Annotated in this window: 18 protein-coding genes; 11 read left to right on the top strand and 7 right to left on the bottom strand. The window is 34.2% G+C overall.

Translation table 11 applies throughout. The features are described from left to right. Positions 1–17 precede the first annotated feature (17 nt). Both ACFQ39_RS13130 and ACFQ39_RS13125 read left to right on the top strand, forming a co-directional pair. Positions 18–356: a thioredoxin family protein gene (locus ACFQ39_RS13130; RefSeq protein ID WP_377179657.1), complete on the top strand. Its 339-nt coding sequence runs from the start codon at positions 18–20 to the stop codon at positions 354–356. A gap of 211 nt (positions 357–567) precedes the next feature. After that, on the top strand, positions 568–789 hold the full coding sequence (locus tag ACFQ39_RS13125) for a hypothetical protein (protein WP_377179655.1): 222 nt from the start codon (positions 568–570) through the stop codon (positions 787–789). A 135-nt stretch (positions 790–924) separates the two neighbouring features. Here ACFQ39_RS13125 and ACFQ39_RS13120 read toward each other — a convergent pair whose 3' ends face one another. Together ACFQ39_RS13120 and ACFQ39_RS13115 are read right to left on the bottom strand one after the other, a co-directional pair. Beyond that, the gene (locus tag ACFQ39_RS13120) at positions 925–2,262 is read right to left on the bottom strand and encodes a RagB/SusD family nutrient uptake outer membrane protein (protein WP_377179653.1); all 1,338 of its coding nucleotides are present in this window, start codon (positions 2,260–2,262) and stop codon (positions 925–927) included. Positions 2,263–2,271: 9 nt separating this feature from the next. Then, positions 2,272–5,313: a SusC/RagA family TonB-linked outer membrane protein gene (locus tag ACFQ39_RS13115; RefSeq protein WP_377179651.1), complete on the bottom strand. Its 3,042-nt coding sequence runs from the start codon at positions 5,311–5,313 to the stop codon at positions 2,272–2,274. 277 nt (positions 5,314–5,590) lie between these two features. On the opposite strand from ACFQ39_RS13115, the gene ACFQ39_RS13110 reads away from it, so the two are divergent. The 9 genes from ACFQ39_RS13110 (at position 5,591) to ACFQ39_RS13070 (ending at position 11,759) form a co-directional block, all read left to right on the top strand. Next, the gene (locus ACFQ39_RS13110) at positions 5,591–6,238 is read left to right on the top strand and encodes a TetR family transcriptional regulator C-terminal domain-containing protein (RefSeq protein ID WP_377179649.1); all 648 of its coding nucleotides are present in this window, start codon (positions 5,591–5,593) and stop codon (positions 6,236–6,238) included. A 4-nt stretch (positions 6,239–6,242) separates the two neighbouring features. Then, a complete protein-coding gene (locus ACFQ39_RS13105) occupies positions 6,243–7,586 on the top strand; it encodes an ABC1 kinase family protein (RefSeq protein WP_377179647.1) in 1,344 nt (447 codons plus the stop codon). A 7-nt stretch (positions 7,587–7,593) separates the two neighbouring features. After that, on the top strand, positions 7,594–7,737 hold the full coding sequence (locus tag ACFQ39_RS13100; protein ID WP_377179645.1) for a DUF2256 domain-containing protein: 144 nt from the start codon (positions 7,594–7,596) through the stop codon (positions 7,735–7,737). Continuing rightward, a complete protein-coding gene (locus tag ACFQ39_RS13095) occupies positions 7,707–9,023 on the top strand; it encodes a DASH family cryptochrome (RefSeq protein WP_377179643.1) in 1,317 nt (438 codons plus the stop codon). The genes ACFQ39_RS13100 and ACFQ39_RS13095 overlap by 31 nt, the downstream gene beginning before the upstream one ends. A gap of 10 nt (positions 9,024–9,033) precedes the next feature. Further along, entirely contained in the window at positions 9,034–9,477 is a 444-nt protein-coding gene (locus ACFQ39_RS13090) for a hypothetical protein (protein WP_377179641.1), read from the top strand. Between the two features lie 206 nt (positions 9,478–9,683). Continuing rightward, positions 9,684–10,382 (top strand): GTP cyclohydrolase I FolE, encoded by a 699-nt coding sequence (gene folE / locus ACFQ39_RS13085; RefSeq protein WP_377179639.1) that lies wholly within the window; start codon positions 9,684–9,686, stop codon positions 10,380–10,382. A gap of 3 nt (positions 10,383–10,385) precedes the next feature. After that, a complete protein-coding gene (locus ACFQ39_RS13080) occupies positions 10,386–10,610 on the top strand; it encodes a hypothetical protein (RefSeq protein ID WP_377179637.1) in 225 nt (74 codons plus the stop codon). Between the two features lie 3 nt (positions 10,611–10,613). Further along, the gene (locus ACFQ39_RS13075; RefSeq protein ID WP_377179635.1) at positions 10,614–11,294 is read left to right on the top strand and encodes an SDR family NAD(P)-dependent oxidoreductase; all 681 of its coding nucleotides are present in this window, start codon (positions 10,614–10,616) and stop codon (positions 11,292–11,294) included. After that, positions 11,295–11,759: a TspO/MBR family protein gene (locus ACFQ39_RS13070; protein WP_377179633.1), complete on the top strand. Its 465-nt coding sequence runs from the start codon at positions 11,295–11,297 to the stop codon at positions 11,757–11,759. Positions 11,760–11,822: 63 nt separating this feature from the next. Here ACFQ39_RS13070 and ACFQ39_RS13065 read toward each other — a convergent pair whose 3' ends face one another. The 5 genes from ACFQ39_RS13065 to ACFQ39_RS13045 all read right to left on the bottom strand — a co-directional run bounded on the left by ACFQ39_RS13065 (position 11,823) and on the right by ACFQ39_RS13045 (position 20,964). Next, positions 11,823–12,767 (bottom strand): glycoside hydrolase family 17 protein, encoded by a 945-nt coding sequence (locus tag ACFQ39_RS13065; RefSeq protein WP_377179631.1) that lies wholly within the window; start codon positions 12,765–12,767, stop codon positions 11,823–11,825. Positions 12,768–12,792: 25 nt separating this feature from the next. Continuing rightward, positions 12,793–13,701 (bottom strand): glycoside hydrolase family 17 protein, encoded by a 909-nt coding sequence (locus ACFQ39_RS13060; RefSeq protein ID WP_377179629.1) that lies wholly within the window; start codon positions 13,699–13,701, stop codon positions 12,793–12,795. 48 nt (positions 13,702–13,749) lie between these two features. Further along, positions 13,750–16,107: an MFS transporter gene (locus tag ACFQ39_RS13055; RefSeq protein ID WP_377179627.1), complete on the bottom strand. Its 2,358-nt coding sequence runs from the start codon at positions 16,105–16,107 to the stop codon at positions 13,750–13,752. Positions 16,108–16,198: 91 nt separating this feature from the next. Then, complete coding sequence (locus tag ACFQ39_RS13050) at positions 16,199–17,494, bottom strand: glycosyl hydrolase family 17 protein (protein ID WP_377179625.1); 1,296 nt, start codon at positions 17,492–17,494, stop codon at positions 16,199–16,201. An 8-nt stretch (positions 17,495–17,502) separates the two neighbouring features. Then, complete coding sequence (locus ACFQ39_RS13045) at positions 17,503–20,964, bottom strand: hypothetical protein (protein ID WP_377179623.1); 3,462 nt, start codon at positions 20,962–20,964, stop codon at positions 17,503–17,505. Positions 20,965–21,084: the final 120 nt, after the last annotated feature.

Below are 21,084 nucleotides of genomic sequence, written 5' to 3'. Positions count from 1 at the left end.
TGTTCAAAGTACATATTATGGCGCGAAGCAGCATTACTTCAATCGATGAATTCAATCGAATTATTCAAGAAAAACCTGCGGTTCTTTTTTATTTTTCAACGACAAGTTGTTCTGTTGGCGAGTCTATACTTCCAAAAATTAAATTTTTATACAATAAATCTTTTCCAAAGATTGATTTTTGTGAAATAGATATGAACGATGCAATGGAATTATCCGCCTTTTGCCAGGTTTTCGTAGAGCCTACAATTTTAATTTATTTTGATTGTAAAGAAACGTTAAGAAGAAGTAGAAATCTAAGTTTAATTGAATTAGAAGAAGCTACAACAAGACTTTACAAACTTTTTTTTACAGATTAAGGGGTCTTTATTCTTTAATTTTTGTTAAAAATGCAGCTTAAAGTGGGTTTTTTTGATGTTTTTGAAAAATATTTTGGAAAAATAAAAAGTATTTCTTTAATTTATTTCATCCTAACCGAAGATTGAATCTAAATTGTAATTCACCTATTTTTTTACGTCTAGACATCAGGAAGCGGTTGAATTGATTAATAACCCCCAAAAATCAAACAAAATGGATGTTTACATGCAAGCCCACGAATTTGAAAACAGAAGATTCAAATTCAAAACTACAAGTGAAAGAATCTTGGCTTCGAGAGAAGTAAAATCACTTATCTTATCGTTAAACGAAGAATACAAAGTAAAAAATGATGAAAAGATCATGGATTTGATGAAGCGTTTAACACTTATCAAAAGAAAAATTGAAAAAAGATTAAATAAAGTTCCAAAAGCCTAAAGATTACTTAATGTTTTTGAATTGCCTTTAATTCAAGTTGTTTCAATAATGAATGCAACCTAATTTTTAATTTAAAAAAAACCCTGATTTATAGCAAATCAGGGTTTCGTTCTAATAGAAATATTCAATAATAACCTAGTTACTTTCGTAACCTGGATTTTGAACAAGTGCAGGTGACACTTGTAGTTCTGTTCTTGGAATTGGAAATACTTTTCTAAAGTCTTCCATATCCAGTACTTCACCGATCTTATCAAGCCTAACTAAATCAAAGAATCTATGTCCTTCAAAATTTAGCTCTGCTCTCCTTTCGGCTAAAATGATGTCTTTATAATCTTCTAGAGTAGCAATAGAAGTAATACTACCTAAACCAGCACGATTTCTAATCGTATTGAGATCATCTAGTCCGGTATTTGGGTCATTGCTATTCATGGTAGCAGCTTCAGATCGAATGAGATAAAGCTCTGCCAAACGAATAACTTTTGTGTTATTTGAATTTGTGTTATCAGAATACTTATTGGTTTTGTCTCGGCCTTGTGCTACTGTAAAATAATTGGCTCGCGCATCTCCTTCCTCAAATGATTCTAATAAAGAAATATCTACGTTATACTCATTTCTTCTAATCGTATAAGTATTAAAAGCACTTTGATCCTGATCGTTAAATTCAACTTCAAAGATAGATTCGCTAGATGCTTCCGTTGTAAAATACAAGTTGTCAAGATTAGATTCTAAGAAGAAAGGGCCATTAGTGATAACTTCATTAGCATCGTCCCAAGCAGCTTGGTAATCTTTTTTGTAGAGATTTACTCTTGCGCGCAAGCTCAATGCTGCCCAATAATTCATAGTACCTGTATCACTTGATCCTTCAGTTAACTCTATCGCTGTGTTTAAATCAGATAAAATTTGAGCATATGTCTCGGCTACAGTCGCTCTAGGTAAATCAGGAATCTGGTTAAAATCACTGTCTGGAATTGAGCTAATCAAAAGAGGAATTCCATAATTCGATTGTGTATCAAAATGTTCACCATAAACTCTGAGTAAATCGAAATATGCCAAAGCTCTTACTGCATGAGCTTCTCCAAAAACTCTATCTCTATCTAATGCAGGATCGTCAATACCGTCTACATCGTCAATCAATAAATTAGCCATATTTATGACTCTGTAAATTGATACCCAAATATCAGTTACCCATAAATTTGTAAAAGGAACTGCTTTTTGATCAATTTCCATTTGCGAATCGTAAAAACCCTCAAATACAGAATTATCTGCTATTAGGTCGATATTTAAGACATATTCGGTTCCATAATATACATCCGATTGCATTGTTGAATAGGCACCCAACAGAATTCCCTCTGCCGATGCAGCATCTACCAACACGGTATTTCCGTCTAAGGAGGTTTGTGGTTCTGTATCTAGTACATCACATGCTCCAAAAGCAATGACTGATAAAATTGTTATAAATATTTTTTTCATCATGTATGTTTTTTAAAGTCCAATTTTAACACCTAAAGAGAAGCTCTTTGTTTGTGGAAGGGTTCCAAAATCTGCACCAGCTACAAGAGGGTTTCTTGCATTTTGACTAACCTCAGGATCAAACCCTGTATAATCAGTTAAAGTCCATAAATTCTGAGCTTGGATGTAGATTCTTAAGCTTCTTAAGCCAATTTGTTCACTGGCATTACTGCTTAGGTTATATCCTAAATCAAGATTTTTCAATCGCAAATAAGAACCATCTTCTAACCAACGAGTTGAGTATTCTCTCCAGTTGTCGCTCTCTAGTGAAGCTCTCGGAATGTCTGTTCTATCTCCAGGATTTTTCCATCTTTTATTTACACCTGTATAGTTATTCCCATCAGGTAGAGGGAATCCTGTACCGATTCTACTCCAACCAAGGTTTTCATAAAAAGCCCTACTGTGGTTGAAAATTTCATTTCCTACAGTAAATTGAAATAAGAAATTTAAATCAAATCCTTTGTAAGAGAATGAGTTCGTCCAACCACCAAAAAAGTCTGGTTGTGCATTACCTACGATTTGTCTGTCACCTGAGTTTATGGTTCCATCGTTATTGAAATCATCCCATATAATATTTCCTGTTGCGGGATCAACTCCCTTTTGGTCGATTAAAAAGAAAGTACCAATTGGCTGGCCCTCTGCTAGAATATGAGAATCGTTCAATATTTCTTCATCAACTACTAATTTCTTCACCTCATTCTCTATAAATGAAATGTTGAAATTTGTGCTCCAGGTAAATTCCCCGGTCAAAATTGCTCCTCTTAAAGAAAATTCAAATCCTCTGTTTTCAATTTCGCCAATGTTGTCTAGTACACCAGAAAAACCAGAAATTCCAGGAATATTTCTACTTAACAAAAGGTCATCAGTATTTTTTACAAAATAATCAGCCGTAAAAGAAAGTCTATTATTGAATAAGCCAACATCTATACCTACGTCAAATTGTTTTGTGTTTTCCCAGCTTAGATTTGAATTGCTCAATTGGGTTGGTACCAAAACAGGAGTTTGTCGATAAGCACCTACACCGTAAAGACCTCTAGAGGCAAAATTACTAATTCCTTCTTGATTACCAGTAATACCATAACTCGCTCTAATCTTAAGATCAGAAACGGTATTAGAATTCTTTAGAAAATCTTCGTTGCTCAATCTCCATGCGGCAGAACCAGAAGGGAAGAATCCAAATTGATTGTTTGACCCAAATCTTGACGAACCATCTGCACGACCCGTAAAGGTTAAAAGGAATCTATCATCGTAATTGTAGTTACCTCTAAAATAATATGAAGCTAGTCCCCATTCTGTGCCAGATGTTGTAGCCGCAGTTACTTTTGCCGCTACAGATAATTTTGTGAACTGGTCATTTGGAAATCCTTGGGCAGAAATATCAGAAAAATCTCTATCAGATGCTTGATATGAAGCTCCTAATATAGCATTGATGGTATGTTTTTGACCAAAGACTTTATCATATGAAAAATAATTCTCAGTTAACCAGGTAAGGTCTTCTGTAGATCCATAAGTGCCTAAGCCATTGGCTCCTGCATTTCTTGATTCTCTAGATATAATAGGAGTATACGATTCATCGACTAAATTGGTATAATCTGCAGACCAGGTTGTCTTGAATTTTAATCCTTTTGCGATATCCAATTCAGCATAAATATTTCCTAACACCCTCGATGTTTTGGTTTGTCTGAAATATTCATTGGCCACTAATACGGGGTTGTCCAGCATCCACCATCCAAAATAACTAAAAGGATCGGCATAGCTACCATCTGATTCGTATACTGGCATCAAAGGATCTGCGGCGAGTGTATTGATCACAACTCCATATAAAGAGTTATCATTAATTGTTCTGTCTTGATTGGTTCTACTTACCATCACACCAGAACCAACCTTAATTCTATCACTTACCTGACTATCAATATTCATTCTACCACTAATTCTGTCAAAACCAGTTCCTAATTGAACACCTTCCTGGTCAAAATAAGCAATAGAGGTAAAGTAGTTGGTTTTTTCGTTTCCACCTGAAATAGATAGATCGTAATTTTGAATGGGTGCAGTTCTAAATATTTCACCATACCAATCTGTATTTTGAAGGTCAGGATCATTAGGATCGTAACCCCATATGCTCGAGACATAATTTTCAGGATAATCGGTACCAAAATCTCTGTTATCTTGTGCTGCTGCTTCATCCATCAATTCTAAAAATTGTTTTGAACTCTGCATCTGAATGACATTGGTAACATTTTGAAAACCGTAGTAGGTATTAAAATCAATTTTAGATCTTCCTGAACCACCTCTTTTGGTTGTGATTAAAACAACACCATTTGCACCTCTGGATCCGTAAATGGCAGTAGCAGAAGCATCTTTTAAAACTTCAATTGACTGAATATCACCAGGATTGATGTCGGCTAATGAGTTGGTCTTTTGTCCACCAGTAAATAATCCTGAAAGATCTTCAGGAATCATTGGAATACCGTCTATCACGTATAAAGGTTCGTTTCCGGCCGAGATCGAAGTAGTTCCTCTAATCTGAATGTTGATACCGGCACCAGGTGTTCCCGAAGGAGTTGTTACCAGTACTCCGGCAGCTTGACCTTGAAGAGCGTTATCAACACTAGCTACAGGCTGCCTGGCTATGTCTTCTCCCTTGATGCTAGAAACAGCACCTGTTAAATCTCTTCTTGATTGTGTTCCATAACCCACTACAACAACTTCTTCAAGAATGTTTGCATCCTCTTGTAAAGTAATATTTAAAGAAGAGCCTGTTACCGTAATTTCTTGAGATACAAAACCGACAGATGATATCACCAGGATATCTCCTTGGTTTGCAGAAATACTGTAATTACCGTCAAAATCAGTGGCGACACCGTTCGAGGTACCTTTAACAAGCACATTCGCTCCAGGTATAACGGCACCTCCGTTATCTGAAATTGTTCCAGACACGATAATTTGCTGAGCAAAAAGTGAAGTTACTGTGGTAAAAATGATTGTTAAAAAGGAGAACAAAATTTTTTGTCTCATAAATAATGCATTTTAATGTTAGTAAAAAATTGAATAAATAACTTTGGCGAATGTAGAAAAAAATACGTCAATTGCAAATTATATAAATAAAAAAAGCAACTAAAGTTGTTAAAAAGAGTAAAAAAAACATAAAAATACATTGAAACGAATAAAAAATGCAAATCAATAAAAATTTAACAATATTTCTTTAGAGATAATAAAAATCAATAATGTTTAACAAAAAAATATAAAAGTTAAACAAATAAAAAAAATCCGTATCTTTACAAAAAAATATTTTATGGCTAAAAAGAAGGCAATAACAAAGAACTACCTTATTTCCAAATACATGGAAACTGTTTTGGAAGAAGGATCGCCAAAATCAGTGTACAGTTTTTCAAAAAAGCATCAATTCTCAGAAGCAGAATTTTATAATATTTATGGCAATTTTGAAGCCTTGGAGGGAGATATTTTTAAAACATTTCTTCAAAACTCTATAGACCTGATAGAAAAAAGTGAGGAATATGTAAATTTTGATACGCGTAATAAATTACTCACTTTATATTATACTTTTTTCGAAACACTTAAAGCTAATCGCAGCTATATCATGGCTAGTTTAGGTGATAAAAAAAATAGTCTAGGCGCTATCAAGAAACTGACTTCTCTTCGTACAGTGTTTAAGGAATTTATCAAAAACCTGGAATGGGATCTTTTAGATTTGAAAAAAGATAGATTGAAGGAAGTGCAAAGTAAATCATTGGAAGAGGGCGCTTGGATACAACTTCTACTCACTTTAAAGTTTTGGTTAGATGACCAATCTCCGTCATTTGAAAAGACAGATATCTTCATAGAAAAATCTGTGAATGCCACATTCGATTTGCTCGGAGTTAAGCCATTACAAAGCTTACTCGATTTAGGGAAATTTTTAGTGAAAGAAAAACTTCAATAAGCTTATGAATTCTATAGATAAAATTCCAATCACCAAAATTCAAAGAGCTTCGAAACTTGTTTCTACAGGGGCAAAAGTTGGTGTGAATTATTTAAAATATTACAGTGATAAGTTAGTAAATTCAGAAGAGGTTGCTAAAAAAAGACTGGATGAGAATAATGCTGAAGATATTTATGACAGTCTTAAAAAATTGAAAGGAAGCGCATTGAAAGTGGCTCAAATGTTAAGTATGGAGAAGAATATTCTTCCAAGGGCTTATGTAGATAAGTTTTCGCTATCGCAGTTCTCTGTTCCCCCTTTATCTGCACCTTTGGTAGTCAAAACCTTCAAGAAATACTTTGGAAAAAGTCCAAATGAAATATTTGATCAATTTGATTTGCAATCCGTTAATGCTGCCAGCATAGGTCAAGTGCATAAAGCAGAATTAAAAAATAAAAAGCTCGCTGTTAAAATTCAATACCCAGGAGTGGCAGAAAGTATTTCATCTGATCTGGCATTGGTAAAACCTATTGCGATGAAAATGTTCAATATCAAAGGCGAGGGTTCAGACCGATATTTTTTGGAAGTAGAAAATAAATTAAAGGAAGAAACGAATTATATTTTAGAACTAGAACAAAGCCAAGAAATCGCAAAAGCTTGCGGACATATAACAAATCTAAGATTTCCAAAGTACTACAAAAAGTATTCTTCTGAAAGAATTTTAACGATGGATTGGATGGATGGTGTACATCTTTCCGAATTTGTTGCCCTGAAAGAGTCTCAAGAAGTTAGAAATAAATTAGGTCAGGCGCTATGGGATTTTTATATGTTTCAGATTCACCAGCTCAGAAAAGTGCATGCTGATCCTCATCCAGGAAATTTCTTAGTAAGTGAGGATAGAGAATTAATCGCTCTTGATTTTGGCTGTATCAAGGAGATTCCTGAAGATTTTTACACTCCTTATTTCGAATTGGCAAAAAAAGATATACTTGATAACAAGAAACTTTTTCGTCAGAAATTATATGAATTAGAAATTCTGAGATCTGATGATACACAGGTAGAGATAGATTTTTTTAGTTCTGTTTTTCATGAAATGATGCTATTGTTCACAAAACCATTTCATGAAGAAACATTTGATTTTTCTGATGAGGTCTTCTTTAACCGGATAGCAGAACTCGGCGCGAAATACGCTAAAAGTACTGAAGTGAAAAATATGAATGGCAATAGAGGGTCTAAACATTTTATATATATCAATCGTACATTTTTTGGATTGTACAATTTAATGCATGACCTCAAAGCCAATCATATTCGCATTGGTGATCATACCATCTGGTCAGAGGATTTTGAGGCGACACGTTTGGTGAGTTAGTAGATTGATGAACTCTAAATCTAACTTACCATCCAAAATTTGTCTCGTTTGTAAATTGCCCTTTACATGGCGTAAAAAGTGGAAAAAGAATTGGAATGAGGTAAAATATTGTAGTGAGAGATGCAAAAGGAACAAAACAAAGTTGCACTAGTATGGTTTAGAAATGATCTTAGGGTAAAAGATCAATCGTCGCTTGCAAAAGCTATGGAAAAGGCCAACAAGGTAATAGCTGTCTATTGTTTAGACCCTAGACATTTCAAAGTATCGTCCTATGGTTTCATAAAAACAAATGTATTCAGAACAAAATTTCTTTTAGAAACCCTTCACCAATTAAAATCAAACCTAAATAAAATTAATGTTTCCCTTCTGGTTTTTAGAGAAAAACCAGAAAAAATTATACCCAAGCTGCACGGTATTTACGGATTTACGGAGGTCTATTTTCAAAAAGAGTGGACCACAGAAGAAATCAAAGTGGAAGAGGCTTTAAAAGAGCGTTTGAATGAAGCAGCTCAAATGATTTCAGTTTATGATCAATTTTTAGTCCACCCGGATGATATCATCATGGGTTTAGATCATATCCCCGATATTTTTACAGAATTTAGAAAAAATATTGAAAAGTACAGTAAAGTAAGGCCTGTTGTAGAGCTGCCTAAAAAAATGCCGGAAGCAAACTTATTGGAGGTAGAAAATGTAATTCCTACTTTAGTAGAAATGGGATTTACCGAACCTGACTTTGTGTCTATATCAGCCTTTCCATTCCAAGGAGGAGAACAAAATGCCATGAACCGGCTCGATTACTATTTCTTCAGATCAGGAAAATTAGGAAAATACAAAGAGACAAGAAACAATCTCATCGGTAGAGATTATAGTTCCAAATTATCAGCTTGGCTTTCCAATGGCAGTGTTTCTCCAAGAACAATCTACTGGGCCGTTAGAAAATTTGAAAAAAGATACATACTCAATCAATCCACCTCTTGGCTTATTTATGAATTGATCTGGAGAGATTATTTTAAATATGTTTCGATGAAATATGGCTCCAAAATGTTTTCGTCTCATGGCATAAAAAGTAAGTTGAAAAAATGGAAAAAAGACAAAGATTTAGTCAGGCAATGGGTTGAAGGAGAGACAAGTGAGCCATTTGTGAATGCCAATATGATTGAATTAAAAAGAACAGGTTGGATGAGCAACAGGGGAAGGCAGAATGTCGCTTCCTATTTTACTAAAACACTGGGTCTTGATTGGCGAATTGGTGCTTCCTATTTCGAATCAATGCTGGTTGATTATGATGTACATAGCAATTATGGCAATTGGATGTATGTTGCCGGGGTAGGCAATGACCCGAGAAACAGAACTTTTAATATACCCTTGCAAGCACTGCGTTATGATCCCGAACAAAAGTTTCAGAAAATTTGGCTCGAAGAAATATTATATGAATAATTGAATAAAAATGGTCCTCAATACAACACATACGAATAAGGATAACGATGAACTCTTAAATGATATGCTAGGTAAACCTTTCTCGTTATGGAGAGCTTTTAAAATGGGAGGGATTGGTTCAGGTAGAATGGTGGTGCAAAAAGTGAGTCCTAATTTAAATCATGTATTAAACTTTACCTCCAGTCTCAATTATGGTAGCATTGAGTTAAGGCCCAAAGGAATTATACTTCACATAACCAAGGGTCTTTATAACTATAGTTGGGCCATACCCTACTACCAATTGGTTATTTATAAAACTGATTCATTAAGCATTCATGCCCAAGGCAGGTTCGTTCAATTTCAAAATAACCGTTTATTAAAAGAAAATAAAACATTTTTACAAAAATTGCGAAATACCAAAAGACTTTACCTGAATAGTATGGGGTTTGGAGAAATGGAAACTTATGATAATTAATTTATCTTCATTTTTTGTAAACCTTCATCTTCTTACATTCAACTCATAACCACTTCAATTGATTCATTTACTATAGCAATTATATCTTGAAATGATAGCGTACCAATAATTTAACATAAATTATTGTTTAATAAATTTGGAAATAAGTTAAACACGTATTATATTTGTTTAAGAAATAATTAAAATAATTAAACAACGTAGAAATTATGAAAATCAACGGAGATATTTTAGAAAAAATAAACGGACACGATTTAAATCTTTTATCTGTAGAAGAATTTGGTGATGATCATATTTCTACGGGTATGGAAACCCCGATGAGACCTGATGCGTTCGACATGAGTGATCAACAAAAAAAGGATATCATTGCAGTTCTTTTTGGTGAAATAATGGATGTTATGGGTCTTGATTTAACAGACGATTCGCTCAAAGGAACACCTCAGAGAGTAGCTAAAATGTATATCGATGAAATATTTTCAGGTTTGAATCCAAAAAATAAACCAAAAGTAGCTTTGTTCGAAAATAAATATCGATATAATCAAATGTTGGTAGAAAAAAATATCACCTTTTATTCAAATTGTGAGCACCATTTCGTACCGATTATAGGAAAAGCTCATGTGGCATATATTTCTTCCGGTAAAGTAATTGGTTTATCAAAATTGAACAGAATTGTTCAATATTACGCCAAACGACCACAGGTTCAGGAAAGGTTGACCAATCAAATAGGGAAGGAGCTATCAGAAATTTTAGAAACCGACGATGTGGCTGTCATTATTGATGCCAAACATTTATGTGTTTCTTCTCGTGGAATTAAAGATGAAACATCGGCAACCGTTACCGCATTCTACGGAGGTGCTTTTAATGATCCTCAAAAAATCAACGAATTACATAACTATATAAACCAATAAATCATGGATGTTTTAGCCCAAGCTTACGAATTTGAAAGCTCTAAGCTTTCTTTAAAAACTACAAACGACAGAATACTTGCTTCTAGAAAAGCAAAAGATCTTATTCTATCTCTCAATGAGATTTACAAACAAAAAAAGGATGATAGTATAATGGATTTAATGAAGCGTTTGACAGCGATAAAACGTAAAGTTGAAAAGCGGTTATACAAAATGCCTAAAGATATTTAAAACATGCGTACTATTCTCGTAGTAGGCGGAAGTAAAGGAGTTGGTGAAAGGCTCGTTGCTCTTAATATCGATAATAATAGAGTGATTAATTTTAGTCGTTCTAAACCGAATGTGGATCATGCTAACTTGACTCACTTCGAAATCGATATTTTGAGTGACGAGTTACCCAATCTAGATCAAGTGGATCAAATCTTTTATTGTCCGGGAAGTATCAACTTAAAACCTTTTAATCGTTTATCGCAAAAAGATTTTCAAAATGATCTTGAAATCAATTTTTTTGGTGCTGTTAGAGTAATTCAGAAATATCTCGATGTACTGAAAAAGGGTCATGATCCCAGTATAATTCTCTTCAGTACAGTGGCCGTAAAAATGGGCATGACTTTTCATGCCAGTATTGGTGCAGCGAAAGGAGCTGTAGAAGGATTGGTAAAATCACTTGCGGCAGAATTTGCACCCACCATTAGAATTAATGCCGTTGCCCCCACGATCACAAATACATCATTGGCGTCATCAATATTAAGAAATGATGCTATGATGGAAAAAATGATCGAAAGACATCCTTTAAAAAAGATTTTAGATCCGGAAGAAGTAGCTTCTATGGCAAATTACTTATCTTCACCCATAGCCAAATCTATTAGTGGTCAAGTAATAGAAATGGATTGTGGAATTGTTAATCTCAAATAAGTGAACAAGCTATTTAAAAATTTACTCCTTTTCTTATTCATCAATTTTGGATCTCTAGCCTTAGGTGGCTTATTGATGAATAACGGGCCACAGGCAGAGTGGTATAATTCTTTAGAGAAAGCACCGTGGACGCCGCCTGGTTGGGTATTTGGATTTGCCTGGACAACAATAATGATTTGTTTTTCGGTTTATATGGCCTTTCTTTTTTTGAAAAGAACTGATTTTCCCTTGAAATTACTCTTTACAATTCAGGTTCTATTAAATATCAGCTGGAATTATTTCTTTTTTAATATACATTGGGTAAATATGGCCATGTTTATCCTTATTTCTTTAACTGTAGTTGTTTTCATTTTTTTATTTTCTTTTAGAAAAGAGATGAAATGGCTTACACTTTTAATTTTACCCTATGCTCTTTGGTTATTAGTAGCATGTTCATTAAATTTATATTTCAGCATGTATAATTGATTTAAAGTATAGATATGTAGGGTATTAAATGAAGTGTTTTAAAAAACTATTTTCATTAGATTCCTATGACTTTATTGTTAGTTTTGAATAAAGGTGCTTCATAACTTTTTTCGGAGTCCTATCTTCCTTAAAAAGTCCCCAGTGTTTTTCGGGTTCTAATGGGTCGTTAGATCCTTTCCATGGTTCGTCGAAAGCCTCAAAAACAAAAGTTAAAATCTTTCGTTCTGTGGTCCATTTTATTAAATCATCATAATAAATTTTCTGATTTTCTTCACTTACATTTTCTTGATTTATTCCTTTCCCATTAGAATTAGTTGCCCAGCCCGCCTCAGTGATAATAACAGGCTTGTTAGGGTATTTGTTGGCAACGGCGTAATAATTTTCTTTGGTGTAATTTAATGAATCATGTATATGTTTATATTCCCAAACCGGATACGTATGAATGGATACAAAATCTAATTCATCGACCAATTTATTCAATTTATTGAGCCAGGGGACATAGTTTTCGCAAAATGTAACAGGTTGTTTTGTCGCTTTTTTTAACATTCTAACATAATCAATCACACTTTCTACCGGGACGTAGTGATCAGTCCAATCTACACACGCTTCATTTCCGGCCGATAAACAAAAAATAATGTCAGGATATCGATTGGCAGTTTGTATGAGTTTATGTATTTGTTCAATATTTTTTTCTTTATTTTTTTTCAGAACATCTTCCGAGTAGGACCCACCCCATGGACAGCCAAAATTGTTCTTCTCAGCTACGATATATGCTCCCAACATTACTTTAAAGTCGAGCTTTTCTTGTGTGATCACGTCTAATACAATTTGAGCATGCTCATCACAGTCATATAAACGCAAATATTTCCAATTTTTATGAAGAATTAAAAGATCTTCCTTGATCTCTTCATAAGAAGGAACCGCTCCTCCCGGCATTTGTCCTTCACGAAAACCAGAGTAGCAAATAGCATTTCCAAATGGTATTTTTAATTCTTGGGTTAGCTTCATCAATCAATCCTACAATTAATAATTGTTAAAATTTTAATTTTTCATTTTTATCCCAAAGACCCCAAAATGCGCCAACATCGCCTTCTGAACCAGTTTTCCAAGACTCATCAAAGGATGAAAAATAAAACATATCAATATTTTCTTTTGCAGACCACGCTTGTGCGTTAATGAAATATTTCATGGCATTTTCAGGCGATGCCATGGCACCCTTAAGACTACCACCTTCACTTGGCCAACCTGTCTCTGTAATAATAACTTTTTTCCCTTTTCCTGCATCTACCGCTTGTGCATACATTTCTCTCATATGGTTTAATGAATATTCCAGTGGACAACCTTCCCAATAGGGATAGCAATTTGCTAAAATAACATCACAAGCTTCTGTAATTCCAGGGCGATGAGAGAATTCGTAATATGCATCTACATATCCCACGGGTATCCCTGGTAGTGCTTCTTTTACACGATTGATATACTTTATTAATTGTTCCTCGGTCAATTCTTTGCGATACATCACTTCATTACCAACAGCCGCTATATCTACATAACCTTTTTTCGCCAATGAGATCAAACTTTCAATTTCTGCTTCATTCATTTCAAGATCATCTCCTAACCAAGCGCCTACTAAGGTGTTAAGCCCCATTTTATGTGCAATGCGTGGGATATGTTCATTTCCTTCAACACAAGAAAATGAGCGCACCCATTTGGTATATGGCTTAATAATTTCCATTCGTCTAAAAACCTGATCTTCTGTAATTATATCGCCCGGTTTTTGCCCATCTTCGTACATACTAAAGCAAAGCCCATGCATTCCATTCTCAAGAGTCTCACGCCAAAGATGTTCTAATTTTGCAACGGACAATTCGGTAAAATCAATTCCAGCATAATCAGAGTAATTAGTCCCAGTTAGTGTAAATTGGCGTTCTTTTCTGTATGACATTTTGCAATATTTTAATTGTTAGTTCGATAATTTCCTGAAATAAAAAGATTAATTGTATTTCAATTTTTCATTCTTATCCCAAATTCCCCAACGTTGACCAACATCTCCTTCATGGTGTACTTTCCAAGATTCATCGAAGGAAGAGAAATAGAATAAATCAATTTGCTCTTCGGATGCCCATTTATTTACATTAATAAAATATTTCATTGCATTGGCGGGTGATGGATGAGCTTCATTATTGGGCATTCCTTGATTTGGCCAACCTGTTTCTGTAATCATAACAGGTTTACCATTTGCCGCATTTTTAGTTACAGCATACATCTGTCGCAAGTATAATGTAGACTGTTCGATGGTATATCCTTCCCAAAAAGGATAACAATTGGCAAGAATCATATCGCAGGCGTCAACAATATTTGGACGTTCTACGAATTGAAAATAGGCATCAACATACCCCACAGGAATATCTGGTAAAGCTGTTTTAACTCTTTTTATATACTTTATTAATTCTTGTTCTGATAATTCGTTTCGAAGTAATACCTCGTTTCCTACAACAGCTATATCAACTAATCCTTGCTTAGCCAAATTTATTAAAGCAGTAATTTCGGTTTCATTTTTACTTTTATCATTTCCAATCCAAGCGCCAATCATGGTTTTTAATCCTTTTTTACGGGCAACTTTCGGTATAAACTCATTTCCATCTGTAGAAGAGAAGGAGCGTATCCATTTTGTATATGGTGCGATGATATCCATGCGCTGCTGTATTTGTTTTTCGGATAACTGATCTCCAACATTCTGCCCTTCTAAATAAGGGCTAAAGCAAAGTCCAGGAATTCCACTATTCAAAGATTTTAAAAAGTGTTGGCTAATTTCTTTCTCGGACATTTTTGAAAAATCGATAACATTGACAGAAGACATATCGAAATTCATAGATGACAATGACAGCAATTTGTCTGTATGGTAATAAGAAGATGATTTCTGTGTTTCAGGCTTCTTACGCTTATCCAACTCGGCACGTATTTCATTGGCGCGTTCTTCTGTTACATCATAATTCTTCATTATCAGCATAGCAATAATTGTTCCTACGGCTGGGAAAAAGCAAAAGAATGCGTGCAATCCATCAACAGCACCTTGTTGATCTGTAGCAGGTAAATCAGGATTGAAGCCAACCACCCCAATAATCACACCGCTAAGTGCACCTGCGATTGCAAAACCAACTTTCACCATCCACCAATAAATGGCACCAAAAATACCTTCTCGCCTTTTACCTGAATTCAATTCATCAATATCGATTACATCAGCTGTCATTGACATCATAATCGTAAACAAGCTTCCTATACCAAAAGAGAAAAAGGGCAGTGCGATGATGTAAAGCCATGGTTTTCCGGGCACAAATAGAAAATACATCATAATGTAGCCGATAATCGAAATTCCCTGTGCCCACATGAACGCTTTTATTTTTCCCATTTTTTTTGACATCCAAGTAACAACCGGAATTACGATAAAAGTTGTCCCTAAAGCTCCAATACAACCAAACAAGGCAACCCAAATTCCGGTAGCGGCTGCATCACCATTAAATAGTCTATAAACAATCACAAAATAGGTAAGTGCGGCTACGGTATTAAATGCATTAAAAATTAAAAATGTAGCACCACATATTTTTCTAAACTCTGCTATTTTAAACGCATCTTTAAAGCTTTCGATTATTTTGAGTAGACTACCTCCAATATTAGAAGTATTAAGTGGTTCATAATTTTCTTCAAGTGTAGACTTACCTTTGATGAAAATTGCAGGAATCATTGCGGCAATTGCACAAGGTACAGCAACCCAAATTGCCAAATCACGAACCGCAATAGCTTGAGAAGGAAACCAATCTGGATCATCCATAATTACCCAAAACCATGGAGCTATGACCCAAGCCCATTGACCAATCCATTGAGCAACAGCCATAATATTTGTTCTTTCATGAAAATCATTGCTCATTTCGTAGCCCATAGCCACATAGGGTACGCTAAAAAATGTCAGCCCTAAATAAAATACAATTGACCATAAAAAGAAATACCAAAAATTATATTGCAATGAATTATCAGTATGTAGCTGCCACATAAGGGTAAATGCTACTCCCATAATAACCGCACCGAGTAAAACATACGGTTTTCGTCTTCCCCATTTCGATTTAGTATTATCAGAAATAAAACCCATAATAGGATCGGTAATGGAATCAAAAATTCTTGGAAAAAAATAAACAAGAGACCATAACCAACCGTTAAAACCAAATGATTGTACCAGGGAAACCATAAAAATTCCTAGAATAGCTGGAAACATCTGGTTCGCAAACATTCCGACCCCAAAGGCTAATTTTTGACCGAATGGGACTTTATTCGTTCCTACTGTTTTAACATTTGACATATTTTTTGGTTTATGGTTGTTTAATATTTGTTTTTTAATAGTCTTGACCAGTAGATTGAAATCTAAATTTTCTACATTTTAAAACACATAATTATTTAATCGCTTTGGTTTCATTTGCCATTGGAGGTACCAATACGTCTTTCATAAGTAAATCTTTATCACCATTGTAAGTCTTTTTAATTTGTCGACCACCTCTTGTTAGCCCTGCAAATGTTCCAATATCCACCATTTTCCACAAGGCGTATTTGGCTTGACCATCTACTGTAAATAAACCAAAATGATTTTCTTCACCTAAAGGGTTATTGGCATCTTTCCATGGTTCATCAAAAGCTTCAAAATAAAAACAAGATATTCCTTCTTTAGAAGACCAATCTCTGATATAATTGTAATACAAGGCTCCTTTATATTCATCTGCTGCTTTAGAACCTTCGGGTCCAAAGAGATTATGAGATGCACTAGACCAACCTGTTTCACCTATGTGGATAGGTTTATCAATTCCTAAACTTTTAACATAATCATGAACAGATTGATATTGAGAGATCATAAATTCCTTGGCTCTTAACATTGAAGCATCTATCTTTTCTTTATCCGTATAATTTTGACCCTCTTCAGGAATTTTCCAAAATGAGGGGTTGTAATGTGAATCCAAAAAAGGATAGGTGTGCATTGATATATAATCTACTGCTTTTATAAGTTTTTCTAAATCTTCAACACGATATTCTGCTTCACCACCCCCCCATGAGGCAAAATTGTCGGAGCTCGTTATCCATAAATCCTTATCCAACTTACCAGTTTTCTTTAAATTTTGTAAATACGTCACCCATTTTAATATTACACCAGGCTGCACATAATATTCTGCCGCCCATTTTACCATGGCTTCATTTCCTACAGCAATTATTTTCACGATATCCGGATATTCATTTGCTAGTCTAACCGCTTCTTCAATTTGTGGTTTATTTGCTTCGCTTTCAACATTATGATCAGATTCTATGTCTGTCCAAGCATTTTTACAATCAATCCAAGCACCCAACATGACATACATTTCAAAATTAGGATCTTCTTTCTTTAATTCGGAAATAGCTTTTAATACATTAGAAGCATGGGGTAGATGCACTTTGTAGGTACGGATAATTCCTACACCCATAGAAGACAATAACTTCATATCTTCCTTTAGTTCATCGATAGTTGGTTCAATATCATGATCAACATGGCGGTAACCTCCATAAGCCATTGCTAAATATTTAGGATTTCCTAAAATGTCTTTGGCACTTAAATTTGAATGTTCTTTCACTGTACTTGAATTATTTTCTTTTTTAGTTTTACTACTACATGAAAATACAAGAATCATAATAAAAAAACCGACTACTATTTTGATAGTCTTTTTCATTCTTTTTACTATTTTTTTAATGAAACAATAATTTGGCTAATCTCCCCAGTTCTTTCAAAAACTTTTTTACTCGTATGCACATCAAGATTCAAACTTTGAAATTCAAGTTTCGATCCCTTAACAAATTCAACCTCAATACCATTTTTATCTGATAGTTTATATATAATTGGTACTTGGCAAAATGTAAAACAAAGAGAGTTTTTAACTAAAGGAATAACTTCCATTTCCTTTTGGAGGTTTGTGTAACTGAAGTGGTTGGGTTCGTTTAAAAATTCATTTTTCCGAAGTAAGCTCGGTTCAAAAGTTATTGAACCATTTCTAACAAACACACCCAATTCTCCAATTCTACTTAAAATATCTTCTTTTACCTGACCAGTCATACCTGGTTGCTGGGCACCTTTTCCTGCAGGTGTATGAGAGTATGGATCGGTTGGAAAAGCGCCATACAGCTTAGGGGATTTATGAACACCTATTCCTGCTTCGATTTCATAATAATGGTCTAGAAGTCTACCAACAACTACCTCACTTTCATGAGTATTCAAGGCAAGTAAACAATTTTCTTGAACAGCGAGTAATAACTTGGAGACCATATGCCAATAAATAGAGCCTAATCCTTCATACCCATAGAATGTTCCTGAGCGTCCCGTAAAAGATTTATGATCAAAAGTGTCCTCAAAAATTTTAAGCAACAACTCTTTATCTTTGCCCACGAGTTTTTGATATTTTTCTTTTGGTAAATTTTCTAAGGCATTTTTTAAACTATTGGCATTGTGAAAACTGCCATTAAAATGATAATTTCCCAAAATATCTTGCTCAACAACCTCAGAATTGCCATTCGCGATTAATGTTTTTATCAGTTCAGATTTTTCCACTTCTGAAGATGGAATGTTATTCTTTTCATCAAATCTTTTTAATTCTTTATTTGGATAAAGTATATAGCTGTACTGATCTTCTCTAAAAAGTGCACTGCTTTTTAATCCGTCCAATAATTCTAAAGCCTCTTTGGCGGATAGATAACCAGAGCTTAAGGCAGCAACCTGACCTTCAAGCATTTCAGATAAATAAGATATTGATATTTCATCATTATTTTTAAGGGTCATAATGTTATATGCATGATATAAATTGTCTGACCGTTTATTCTTTTTTATGCTGTGGTCTAAGTAATTCTTAGTTAAGATGATGAAATCTATAAGTTGATTCTTTGTAATTTTCAATTTTTTATTAGAAAACCCATGATCATAAATCGACATCCTATATTTACTCGCCGCTTCGCCCAAACCATCTAAAACTTCCTTCCTTTCTTTATCCGATATAATTCCTGAAAGGATATGTTCTTTATCTAAAAGCGTATCTATTACTTCTTCGAAAAACAAAGCTAATTCAACTGATAATTCAAAAGATTCAACTTTATTACCCGAGAGAAGTTTTTCAAAGAAGTCAAGAAATCTTCTCAAATAATATAGGGTGACCATAGATACGCCATTACCGACTAAAGCATTGTTGGCGTCATTCCATTCTGGTCTTTGCGTATTCATCCAAATTCCTCCTTCCGGAATAAAATTAGAGACTTTGGCCAAAACAGTAGCCAACATCTTTTCTATAAAATTAACTCGGTAGATGGATTGATTTTTATCGCTCAGTAAAGTGCCATCTGCTCCAAATTCAACCTTTTTCCTCATGATTTTCTCGTTTAAATCATGGTCAAAAACAATGGTGTCTTTTGGGTTTTTTAAGATGTCGTTATAGCTTTTGATCTTGTATGGTACGTTGGCATAAACAAAAATATCTTGATCAAAAAGTGCAGCAAGTCGATTAGGATGAAAACTTTCGCTAAATTCTAAAAACTTTAGCAGGTATATAATTTGGTGATCGCCCCAATAACCAATATAAGACCAAGGATCATCTTCCTCAATTACTTCCCAATCAAAACCGCCTTTCGTAACTCTGTAAGGATTATAGCCTTCAAAGGTTGTAGCATTTAAAAATTTATGGATCATATTTTCGCAAAACATAGGGTAGGAGTGTGCCAATGCCTCCCAGTTCTGAAAAATATCACGCCAATTGCCTTCGTAATCTAGAATTTTGGAACCATCTATTTCGCTTCTTGTGTTAATTGAAAACCTATTCCATGGTCTACTTGGGTCACCGTGTCTTCTACTAAACTTAAGTGGTAAATATTCAAAGCATAATCTTTTAAAATCCCTGTCATTATCTTTCTCAGCAATTCCTTTTAAATGATTTAGTGAAAACAGTTCTGGTAACGATTGTAAAACATCATTTCTATTTTTCGATACTTTCTTGCTTGCTTTTGAGATGTATTTTATAAAATCTACTTTCTCTATGTTATAATCATCATCGAATATGCCTCCGCGCATAACGTTGAATAGTGTATTCGAAAAATGTCTAATATTATTCAAGGGATCTGCGGTAAGTTGTAATCCATCCGAGGCAGTTATTAACTTCACAAGGTTTTTGGTACCTTTATCAATATCTTGCTGAACGCGTTGCGCTATATTTTTATCAGTCTTAATTAATTCGGACAATTGATTGATCGCAGTAATAGATTGATTTACATCTGCAACAAATGTCCATTCTTTTTCTTCATTAGCCTTTAAAACAATTTCTGAAACTATAAAATAGGCACCTTTTTCTGCTTTTATATCTACCTCTTGGTCCACAACTTTTCCTTCTCTAAAATTTTTCAGCTGTAAAGAAGATAATAAATAGATGGGGTTCGCCAATCCATAGGACCAAACGACATTAGCTTTTAAGGCTTCACTCGGTTCTGCCTTATCAACAATAAAAGCACTAAGCGCATAAATGCCTATACCTGTCTCAGTTTCTAATTCACATTTTTTATAGGCGTCAACTAAATTACTACTACTGTTTTGGAGACCTGAATTAACACCAGAGGGCAAAAGATTCTGTAAACCATCTAGAACTGTGATCTCTACATTAGTTTTATTATTGTTTGTTAAACTCGATTTTTTTATAAATCCAAATGTATCACTTGAGTTCCATTCATAGCGAAAAGTAAGACCCAAATCAATATTGATTTCTTCAAAAATCACTTTGTTTCCAAAATTATTCTTATATAAGTTTCTAACAGTATGATAAATACCTTCATACCTGTTTGAAAAGGGTTCCCATAAAAATGTTTTGTCGTGCTTGTTAACCTGTAATATAGTTTTACTTCCTGTTGTTTCTGCTGATTCTGTAATCTTATCATCGGTATAATATGGGAATAAAGATGACTCCGCATTTTTTCTTCCAGCAGTAATTCCACCATTACTCGCAAGAAACATCCAATGGTTGGAATCGCTAACGATGCTCATGAAAAATGACCGCATCGCATCAACATTTGAAATTTTATAATATGTCTCTTTATTGAGATTTACTAATTCACCTTCGATATTTTTACTTTGAAAAGAAGCGGTATTATTACCGATACAAATATTTTTACGATCCATTTTTTTTTAAATTAAATACAAACTTTTAAAAGATTGTATATTCTGCTATTTTATTTATTGATGATATATATTCTTTTTCTAAATGTCCTTTACGGTATTAATTACAACACAAAGGATTGT

It is taken from the genome of Namhaeicola litoreus (assembly GCF_042679565.1).
Lineage (GTDB): Bacteria > Bacteroidota > Bacteroidia > Flavobacteriales > Flavobacteriaceae > Namhaeicola > Namhaeicola litoreus.
Note: the sequence above shows the minus strand (reverse complement) of the source record. Positions and strands in the feature narration are given on the sequence as shown.

What these genes read in the sequence shown, in the direction of transcription:
- ACFQ39_RS13130 (WP_377179657.1), top strand. Translation starts at nt 18, where the DNA reads ATGGCGCGAAGCAGCATTACTTCAATCGATGAATTCAATCGAATTATT.
- ACFQ39_RS13125 (WP_377179655.1), top strand. Translation starts at nt 568, where the DNA reads ATGGATGTTTACATGCAAGCCCACGAATTTGAAAACAGAAGATTCAAA.
- ACFQ39_RS13120 (WP_377179653.1), bottom strand. Translation starts at nt 2,262, where the DNA reads ATGATGAAAAAAATATTTATAACAATTTTATCAGTCATTGCTTTTGGA.
- ACFQ39_RS13115 (WP_377179651.1), bottom strand. Translation starts at nt 5,313, where the DNA reads ATGAGACAAAAAATTTTGTTCTCCTTTTTAACAATCATTTTTACCACA.
- ACFQ39_RS13110 (WP_377179649.1), top strand. Translation starts at nt 5,591, where the DNA reads ATGGCTAAAAAGAAGGCAATAACAAAGAACTACCTTATTTCCAAATAC.
- ACFQ39_RS13105 (WP_377179647.1), top strand. Translation starts at nt 6,243, where the DNA reads ATGAATTCTATAGATAAAATTCCAATCACCAAAATTCAAAGAGCTTCG.
- ACFQ39_RS13100 (WP_377179645.1), top strand. Translation starts at nt 7,594, where the DNA reads ATGAACTCTAAATCTAACTTACCATCCAAAATTTGTCTCGTTTGTAAA.
- ACFQ39_RS13095 (WP_377179643.1), top strand. Translation starts at nt 7,707, where the DNA reads ATGCAAAAGGAACAAAACAAAGTTGCACTAGTATGGTTTAGAAATGAT.
- ACFQ39_RS13090 (WP_377179641.1), top strand. Translation starts at nt 9,034, where the DNA reads ATGGTCCTCAATACAACACATACGAATAAGGATAACGATGAACTCTTA.
- folE (WP_377179639.1), top strand. Translation starts at nt 9,684, where the DNA reads ATGAAAATCAACGGAGATATTTTAGAAAAAATAAACGGACACGATTTA.
- ACFQ39_RS13080 (WP_377179637.1), top strand. Translation starts at nt 10,386, where the DNA reads ATGGATGTTTTAGCCCAAGCTTACGAATTTGAAAGCTCTAAGCTTTCT.
- ACFQ39_RS13075 (WP_377179635.1), top strand. Translation starts at nt 10,614, where the DNA reads ATGCGTACTATTCTCGTAGTAGGCGGAAGTAAAGGAGTTGGTGAAAGG.
- ACFQ39_RS13065 (WP_377179631.1), bottom strand. Translation starts at nt 12,767, where the DNA reads ATGAAGCTAACCCAAGAATTAAAAATACCATTTGGAAATGCTATTTGC.
- ACFQ39_RS13060 (WP_377179629.1), bottom strand. Translation starts at nt 13,701, where the DNA reads ATGTCATACAGAAAAGAACGCCAATTTACACTAACTGGGACTAATTAC.
- ACFQ39_RS13055 (WP_377179627.1), bottom strand. Translation starts at nt 16,107, where the DNA reads ATGTCAAATGTTAAAACAGTAGGAACGAATAAAGTCCCATTCGGTCAA.
- ACFQ39_RS13050 (WP_377179625.1), bottom strand. Translation starts at nt 17,494, where the DNA reads ATGAAAAAGACTATCAAAATAGTAGTCGGTTTTTTTATTATGATTCTT.
- ACFQ39_RS13045 (WP_377179623.1), bottom strand. Translation starts at nt 20,964, where the DNA reads ATGGATCGTAAAAATATTTGTATCGGTAATAATACCGCTTCTTTTCAA.